At 65.3% G+C, this 7188-nt stretch carries 6 protein-coding genes; all 6 read left to right on the top strand.

Annotated features, from left to right (window positions below):
• A partial coding sequence (locus GOSPT_RS19260) for an IS30 family transposase (RefSeq protein ID WP_005206475.1) occupies nucleotides 1-211 on the top strand: 211 nt, incomplete at its 5' end.
• Between the two features lie 279 nt (nucleotides 212-490).
• Nucleotides 491-2011 (top strand): alpha/beta hydrolase-fold protein, encoded by a 1521-nt coding sequence (locus GOSPT_RS19255; RefSeq protein WP_005208227.1) that lies wholly within the window; start codon nucleotides 491-493, stop codon nucleotides 2009-2011.
• A gap of 201 nt (nucleotides 2012-2212) precedes the next feature.
• Complete coding sequence (locus GOSPT_RS19250) at nucleotides 2213-2761, top strand: DUF732 domain-containing protein (RefSeq protein WP_005208225.1); 549 nt, start codon at nucleotides 2213-2215, stop codon at nucleotides 2759-2761.
• 2 nt (nucleotides 2762-2763) lie between these two features.
• Nucleotides 2764-3777 (top strand): cutinase family protein, encoded by a 1014-nt coding sequence (locus GOSPT_RS19245; RefSeq protein WP_005208223.1) that lies wholly within the window; start codon nucleotides 2764-2766, stop codon nucleotides 3775-3777.
• Between the two features lie 220 nt (nucleotides 3778-3997).
• On the top strand, nucleotides 3998-4984 hold the full coding sequence (locus GOSPT_RS19240; RefSeq protein WP_005208221.1) for an LLM class F420-dependent oxidoreductase: 987 nt from the start codon (nucleotides 3998-4000) through the stop codon (nucleotides 4982-4984).
• Between the two features lie 273 nt (nucleotides 4985-5257).
• Nucleotides 5258-7177, top strand: a complete 1920-nt coding sequence (fadD32, locus tag GOSPT_RS19235) for a long-chain-fatty-acid--AMP ligase FadD32 (protein WP_005208220.1) — start codon at nucleotides 5258-5260, stop codon at nucleotides 7175-7177.
• Nucleotides 7178-7188 lie beyond the last annotated feature (11 nt).

Here is a 7188-nt window from a genome sequence, read left to right as displayed (position 1 = left end):
CTTCTGCGATCCGGCCAGCCCGTGGCAGCGCGGTACCAACGAGAACACCAACGGGCTGCTACGGCAGTACTTCCCCAAAAGCACTGACCTCAGTGTCTACGGTCCAGCCGATCTTGAGCACGTCGCGCAGGAACTCAACGGCCGTCCACGCAAAACGCTCGGCTGGGATACCCCAGCCGAGCGTTTGCGTGATCTAATCACCACCAACTAACAGCAGTGTTGCGCCGACCCCTTGAAACCGCCGACTTCCGGTCGGGGTCGCTTTGTTTGGTGACCGACCTCGAAACGCAACGTCGGGTTGCCCCATACGCATCACAAGTCACAGAAATCTCACACGCCTCAGCGCGTCGCGCACGGATTCATCGTCCGGACAGGGTAAGAAACACCTGAGGCAAAATGTGGCTAGTGGGATGAATGTGATTTCTGAGGTGCGCGCAGACCGCGTGCACAGCGGAGTTCCGCCCCACCGGTGCGAAGGAGTGGGAATCGAATGCGTCGAGCGGTACGCGCTGATCGCGCGAAGGGGGATCGGGTGACGAACGAGCACGGATGGCGACAGGGACGTCGGATCACGCGTGTCGCGGCGACGGTGTCGGCGACGATCGCCGTGGCCGTCGGGATGACGATGGCGGGCCAGGCATCCGCGCCTGCCGATCCGCCTGCCGCACCTCCGGCCCAACCGGCAGCTCCCGCCCAACCAGCAGCTCCCGCCCAGCCGGCCCCGGCTCAACCGGCGGCGCCTGCCGAGCAGGCAGCGCCCGCGCAGCCTGCAGCGGCACCTGCTCAGCCCGCACGCGTCACGAAGGTGTTCTGGTACACCGACCGGCGCGTCGCACTGTGGGTGCACTCGCCTGCGATGAACACCGACATCCAGGTGCAGATCCTGCTGGCGCGCGACTGGTGGGCGCGCCCGAACGCCAAGTTCCCACAACTGACCATGCTCGACGGCCTGCGTGCGCAGGACGACCAGAGCGGGTGGGTGCTGAACACCAACATCGTCGACTTCTACAAGGACAAGAACGTCAACGTCGTGCTGCCGATCGGTGGCGAGTCGAGCTTCTACACCGACTGGAAGCAGCCGGACCGCGGCAAGACCTACAAGTGGGAGACGTTCCTCATCCACGAGTTGCCGCCGATCATCGAAGGCGATTGGCGTTCGACGGATGTCCGCGGCATCGAGGGACTCTCCATGGGCGGCACCGGCGCGATGATGCTCGCGGCGCGCAACCCGGGCTTCTACAAGTTCGTGGCGTCGTTCTCGGGCATTCTGCAGTTGACGTCGACGGGTATGCCGCAGGCAATCCAGTTCGCGCAGCGCGACGGCGGTGGCTACAACTCGATGAACATGTTCGGGCCGCCGAGCGACCCGGCCTGGAAGGAGCACGACCCCTTCCTGATCGCCGACAAGCTGCGTGGCACAAGCCTTTACGTCTCGTCGGGCAACGGACTCGTCGGACCGCATGACAAGCCGTCGGACATCCCGCTGCTGGCAACGAACTACTCGGGCGTCGGTCTGGAACTGCTCAGCCGCGTCACGTCGCAGCAGTTCGCGATCAAGCTGAACGAGCTGGGCATTCCGGGGCAGGCCGTCTACCGACCGTCCGGAACCCACACCTGGGCCTACTGGGAGTTCGAGATGGCACAGGCGTGGCCTCAGGCCGCGGCGGCGCTCGGACTCGGTGGCGACAAGGTCGCGTGCCGTCCGTCGGCGGCGTTCAAGAAGGTCGCCGACGCCAACAAGCTGGGCGGCTGCCTCACCCCCGAGTACGCGGTACCGGGTGGACGCGCGCAGGACTTCTACAAGGGTCGCGTGATCACAGGTCCCAAGGGGCCCAAGGAGGTCGCGGGCGCGATCGGTGGGGCGTACGCCTCGATCGGTGGTCCCGGCGGCAAACTGGGTCTGCCGACCAGCGACGAACTGCCCACCAGGGATGGCAAGGGACGTTTCAACACGTTCGAGCGCGGCAAGATTTCCTGGACCGCCAATGGCGGGACGGTCATCGGCAAATGACCGCAAGTCGTCTCACCCGGTGCCGAGTGTGTTCGGATGATCGGCGCAGGCTCGGCGCCGGGTGTGGGTGCGCTGAGATCTCGCTGAGGAATCACAGCATTTTCGCAGGTGACGCCGATTTGATGGTCGGCGGCGGCTTGCGGTCGGAGTAGCCTGGCACGGTGCCGACAACGCCGGTCGGGTTGTGATGAGGAAGTGATGATGAGGAAGTTCTTCGGGTTGGGTGTGATGGTGGCCGGACTGGCCCTGGCGGGCGGTCTGACCGCATGCTCGGACGATTCGACAGCAAGTGCCCCGATCACGAGTGACCCCGTCACGACGACGTCGATGTACTCGTCTCCGTCGTCGTCGGCCGCGAAGTCGTCGGAATCGGAGCGCGCGTCGTCGGAAGCCGCCGCGCCGGTCGGCACCAAGGTGTCGGGTTCGACGACGCTGCCCGCGACGGCACCGAACAGTGGCACCAAGGTGCCCGAGAACTTCCCCGGCCCCGGCGGTGAGCCCGTGAGCGACAAGGGCAAGAAGTACCTGCAGGTGCTCAAGGACGAAAACGTCAGCTTCGCGGGCGACTCCGACAACTCCGTCGCGCTCAACAGTGCGGAATACGTCTGTTCGCAGCAGGCCAAGGGAGCCGATCCGACGACCGTGAAGGCTTTCGTCACCGCGATGATCGGTCCGAGTTCGAAGAACGCTGCCGACGCGAATTCGAAGGCGGACAAGGTCATCAAAGCCGCACGTGACAACTACTGCTAGGGGTGGCGGCCAAGCGAGGTGCAACCGGTCGACGTAAGGGTCGTCGACTGGGTCGAATCGCCCTGTTCCTAGCCCTTCTCGTCATCATCGCGGTCGTGTTGATCGTGATCTTGGTGATCACTCTGCTCAAGCCCGGACCGCCGAGCATTCCCGGCGGCCAGGGGCCGTCGACCAGCGCTCCGCCGTCGCCGGGGCGTCCGGAAGCGCAATCCGCGGACTGCCCGGACGTGCTGACGCTTGTCATCCCGGGCACCTGGGAATCGTCGGCAGACGACGACCCGATGAATCCGACGGCCAACAAGGCGTCGCTGATGCGCCGGGTGTCCACGGCGTTGCAGAACGAGTACTACCCGACCTCGCGCACCGAGGTCTACACCGTTCCCTACATCGCGCAGTTCCGTAACCCGACCAATCTCAACGACCGTCAGGCCGACTACAACGTGTCACGGCAGCAGGGCTACAACCGTGCTGCGGCAAAGCTGCGTGACACCAACAAGAAGTGTCCGCTGACGCGCTACGTGATCATGGGATTCTCGCAGGGCGCGGTCATCGGCGGCGACCTCGCGAGCAATATCGGCAACGGGCGCGGCCCGATCGATACGTCGGATCAAGATCTGGTGCTCGGCGTCGGACTCATCGCCGACGGTCGACGCGAGAAGGGCCAGCAGAACGACATCGGTCCCGACCCCGACGGTGTCGGTGCGGAGGTCGCGCTCAGCGGAATGGGCAAGCTCGTGCCGGGGATCACGATGACGGGACCGCGTAGCGGTGGCTTCGGTGATCTGCGTGACCGAGTCCAATCAATCTGTGCGCCAGGCGATCTCATCTGCGATTCGCCAACCGTCGCCAATCCGGTCGGCGCCGTCGGTCAACTCGCGGGCGCCATCAACAATCCCGTTCACGCCATGTACGCGACCAAACGCTACTGGCAGCTCGACGGCATCAGCGCCACTCAGTGGATGTACGGCTGGTCGAACAAGGTCATCGCCGACGCCCCGCATCCCGCGCACAACTGACGCAGATCCGACGTCGCGTCCGATCCGACGACAACACGGACCGGTACGCGGCGTCGGATCGTCGCGTTCACCTGTCCTGCCCGCGCCCCACTAGGTCATATGTCCCGTCGGGCCGTGTTTGGGTAGGGCCGTCGACCTGCATTACCGTTGGGCGGTCGGGCACACCCGCCCACCAGACCAACCGGTAACCGCAGTGATGCGTGAGGAGAAACAGGCGACGATGAGTGACCCCGGTGAACTGCGCAAGTTTCGGTTCGGAGCCGGCGGCGAGGGCAACAAGGACGAGGGCGGCGCCCGCAAGTTCGTGAAGCTGGCGCAGACCGCGGAAGAGTACGGCTACGACACGTTCGCGGTACCCGACCACCTGGGCAACCAGGTCGGCCCGCTCGCAGCCCTCGGAGCGCTCAGCCAGGCGACGAGCACCATCCGTCTCGGTACTTCAGTGCTCGCCAACGGGTTCCGTCATCCCGCGATCCTGGCCAAGGAGGCCAACACGATCGACGTGCTGAGCAAGGGGCGACTCGAGCTCGGCATCGGCGCAGGGTGGATGAAGGAAGAGTTCGACAAGGCGGGCATCGAGTTCGAGACGCCCGGCGTGCGTATCAGGAAGCTCGACGAATCGCTGACCATCCTGGACAAGCTGATGCGCGGCGAGACCGTCGATTTCGACGGCGAGTTCTATCAGATCCGCGGCCTCGAGGGCAGTCCACGCCCGCGGCAGGGACCCCGACCGCCGATCGCGGTCGGCGGTGGCGGACCGAAGATGCTCGCGCTTGCGGCCAAGCACGCCGACATCATCTCCGTCGCACCGGGCACGACCCCCGACGGCAAGATGAAGCTGTCGGACATGACGATCGAGAAGACGGCGGCACGCGTCGACCGCATCCGCGAGGTCGCGGGCGACCGCTTCGCCGACATCGAGCTCAACTGGACAATCGCCGTCATCGTCATCACCGACGACCGCGAGGCCACCGCCGAAATGGCACTCAAGGCGCTGGCGCAGGGTTACCCGCCGAACATCGCTCACGACACCGAGTTCACCGTCGACGATGTGCTGACGTCGCCCTATATCGCGATCGGCTCGTTCGAGGAGATCGCCGACCAGATCCGCGAGGTGCGTCGACGCACGACGATGTCGTACGTGGGCGTCTTCCCCACTCAGATGGACGCGTTTGCACCTGTACTTGCACAATTGAAGGGGGAGTAGGATTGTCGACGGCCCATTTCGGCTTCGTCGAAATGGGCTGAAGTGAATTCACCTGCGAATGACCTCGGGATATGTCGGAATTTCGGCGTCATGAAGGTGCAATCCACCACACACCAAGAATTCGGGTGAGTAGCCGAGTGTGCGCTACCGTGTCACGCGTTATCTATGCGGACACGACGCCCGAAAGACGTGGTACCTGCGGGGAGTGCCACGACACCGCGCCGACGAGGCGCACGGACGTGGCGTCCCGCGAGGGGGCCACAGGAGTAATGGATGCTGAACACAGAATTTGAGCAGTTCCTCGATGAGAGCGGCAACCTGCATTTCAACGAGGACGCGACGCTGGTCGACTACGTCGAGCGGAACGTGCGCGATCAGGCTGACACGCTGGCGTACCGCTTCATCGACTACAGCCGCGAACGCGACGGGGAGGCGCAAGACCTGACCTGGGCGCAGTTCGGCAAGCGGCTGCGCGCGGTCGCCGCCCGGCTGCAGCAGGTCACCAAGCCCGGTGACCGTGTCGCGATTCTTGCTCCGCAATCGCTGGAGTACGTGATCGGCTTCTTCTCCGCGCTCTACGCGAGCAACATCGCCGTGCCGCTCTTCAGCCCCGACGAGCCCGGCCACACCGACCGTCTGACCGCAGTGCTCGCCGACTGCAAGCCGACGGCAATCCTCACCTCCACCAAGTCGGCCGAGGCCGTGCGCGACTTCTTCGCGGGAGTCCCCGCGAAGGAACGTCCCCGCGTGATCGCCGTCGATGCCGTCCCCGACTCGGTCGGATCGAGCTGGGTGGCCCCGGTCGCGGGCAAGGACCACAACCGCGACACCGTCGCATACCTCCAGTACACCTCCGGCTCCACCCGCGTGCCCGCAGGCGTCGAGATCACCTACGAGGCCGTCGCGGCCAACTGCCTGCAGATCTACGACTGCATCGAGATCGACCGCAACGCGCGCGGCGTCACGTGGCTGCCGATGTTCCACGACATGGGCCTGCTCACGGTGATCCTCCCCGCACTCGGCGGCCGCTACATCACGATCATGAGCCCGCAGGCATTCGTCCGCAGGCCGGGACGTTGGATCAAAGAACTCGCAGCGGCCAGCGACGGCGCCGAGACATACGCGGCAGCCCCGAACTTCGCCTACGAGCACGCCGCAGCACGCGGTCTGCCCAAGGACGGCGAGCACCTCGACCTGTCGAACGTGATCGGACTGATCAACGGCTCCGAGCCCGTCACCGTCAGCTCGATGAAGAAGTTCAACGACGCATTCGGTCCGTACGGACTGCCCAAGACCGCGATCAAGCCCTGCTACGGCATGGCCGAGGCCACGCTGTTCGTCTCTGCGACACAGCGCAACAACGAGGCCAAGGTCGTCTACGTCGACCGCGACGAACTCAACGCCGGACACATGAAGGTCGTCGACCAGCATGCACCCAACGCCGTTGCACAGGTGTCGTGTGGACAGGTCGCGTTGAGCCAGTGGGCCACCATCGTCGACGCCGCCGAATACGACGAAACCGGAAAGGCCGTCGAGAAAGCCGACGGCGAGGTCGGCGAGATTTGGCTGCACGGACTCAACATCGGCGCCGGCTACTGGAACAAGGCCGAGGAGAGCGACGCAACGTTCCACAACACCATCGACACACCGCTCGAACAGGGCAGCCACACCGACGGCGCACCCGCAGACGCCCAGTGGATGCGCACCGGCGACTACGGCGTCTGGCTCGACGGCGAGCTCTACATCACCGGCCGCGTCAAGGACCTCGTGATCGTCGACGGCCGTAACCACTACCCGCAGGACCTCGAGTTCAGCGCACAGGAAGCCAGCACCGCGCTGCGCCCAGGCTTCGTGGCCGCCTTCGCCGTCCCCGCCAATCAGCTGCCGAGCGTCGTCTTCGAGAACGCCGCCAGCGGACTGAAATTCGACGCCGACGACGCGTCGGAGCAGTTGGTGATCGTGGCCGAGCGCGGACCGGGCAAGAAGACCGATCCGCAGGAGATCGCCGACACCGTCCGCGCCGCAGTGGCCCAGCGCCACGGCGTCATGGCCCGCGACGTACTGCTCGTGCCCGCGGGTTCGATCCCGCGCACCAGCAGCGGCAAGATCGCCCGCCGCGCCACCAAGACCGCATATGTCGACGGCCGACTCCGCGGCGGATACAAGCAGGATGCGTTCCCAGACTCGGTGTGATTTGGGCGCAC

The organism is Gordonia sputi NBRC 100414 (assembly GCF_000248055.1).
Lineage (GTDB): Bacteria > Actinomycetota > Actinomycetes > Mycobacteriales > Mycobacteriaceae > Gordonia > Gordonia sputi.
The sequence above is the reverse complement of the archived record's forward strand: the minus strand, read 5'-3'. Positions and strand labels throughout refer to the sequence as shown.